At 71.8% G+C, this 1,481-nt stretch carries 2 protein-coding genes; both read left to right on the top strand.

The window, feature by feature from the left end; translation table 11 throughout:
* A partial coding sequence (locus APM_RS12445) for a glutamate-5-semialdehyde dehydrogenase (RefSeq protein ID WP_007423731.1) occupies window positions 1–1,029 on the top strand: 1,029 nt, incomplete at its 5' end.
* The coding region (locus APM_RS12440) for a nicotinate-nucleotide adenylyltransferase (protein ID WP_083818679.1) at window positions 1,026–1,481 on the top strand (456 nt) is incomplete at its 3' end. The genes APM_RS12445 and APM_RS12440, both read left to right, overlap by 4 nt.

Here is a 1,481-nt window from a genome sequence, read left to right as displayed (position 1 = left end):
CGCATCGAGGCGATCGCCGCCGGAATCGACGCCATCGCCGACCTGCCCGATCCGCTCGCCGGCAGCCTCGCCGAATGGACGCGCCCCAACGGCCTCGTCATCCGCCGCGTGCCGCAGCCGCTCGGCGTGATCGGCATGATCTACGAAAGCCGCCCCAATGTCGGCGCCGATGCCGCGGCGATCTGCATCAAGTCGGGCAACGCGGTGATCCTGCGCGGCGGCTCCGAAAGCTATCATTCGAACACCGCGATCTATCTCGCGATGACCAAGGGCCTGCGCCAGGCCGGATTTCCCGACGGCACCGTGCAGATCGCCCCGAATATCGACCGCGCCTTCGTCGCCGCGATGCTGGGCGCCTCCGGGCAGATCGACCTCATCATCCCGCGCGGCGGCAAGTCGCTGGTCGAGCGCGTGCAGCGCGAGGCAAGGGTGCCCGTGCTCGCCCATGCCGAGGGGCTCAACCACACCTACATCCACGCCGAGGCCGATGCCGAGATGGCCCGAACCGTGCTCGCCAACGCGAAAATGCGCCGGACCGGCATCTGCGGCGCCACCGAAACCCTGCTGATCGACGCGGCGATCGCCCCCGCCCTGCTGCCGCGCCTCATCGAGGATCTCGCCGCCCTTGGCTGCGGCTTCCGTGCCGACGACCGCGCGCGGGCGATCGTGCCGAGCCTGCCGGCCGCCGGCCCGGCGGATTTCGACACCGAATGGCTCGACGCGATGCTCTCGGTCAGCGTCGTCGACGATCTCGATGCAGCGCTCGACCACATCGCCCGGCACGGCTCGTCGCATACCGAGGCGATCGTCACAGAAAACGCCGATGCCGCCGCCCGCTTCCTCGCCGGCACCGACAGCGCGGTGGCGATGTGGAACGCCTCGACCCAGTTCTGCGACGGCGGCGAATTCGGCTTCGGCGCCGAGATCGGCATCGCCACCGGGCGAATCCACGCCCGCGGCCCGATCGGCCCGGCGCAGCTGACGACCTTCCGCTATCACGTCGTCGGCACCGGCCAGGTGCGTCCCTGAGCACAGACCGGCTGCCCCGCTTCGGCGACCGCAGGCCGCTCCGCATCGGCCTGCTCGGCGGCAGCTTCAACCCCGCGCATGAAGGCCATCTCCACGTCGCGAAGGCGGCGCGCCGCGCCCTGCGGCTCGATCAGGTCTGGCTCATGGTCTCGCCCGGCAATCCGCTGAAGCGCCGCGCCGACATGGCGCCCTTCGCCGAACGCCTCGCCTCCGCGGCGCGCCTTGCCGACGGACGCCGCCTGGTCGCGACGGGGATCGAATCCGCGCTCGGCACCCGCCGGACGGCGGACACCCTGGCCCAGCTCCGCCGCCGCTTTCCCCGCGCGCGATTCGTCTGGATCATGGGAGCGGACAACCTTGCCCAGCTCCCCCGCTGGCACCGCTGGCGGGACATCGCCGCCGCCGTGCCGATCGCCGTGCTGCCGCGCCCGGGCGAAACGCGCGCCGCGCTG

It is taken from the genome of Acidiphilium sp. PM (assembly GCF_000219295.1).
Lineage (GTDB): Bacteria > Pseudomonadota > Alphaproteobacteria > Acetobacterales > Acetobacteraceae > Acidiphilium > Acidiphilium multivorum.
Note: the sequence above shows the minus strand (reverse complement) of the source record. Positions and strands in the feature narration are given on the sequence as shown.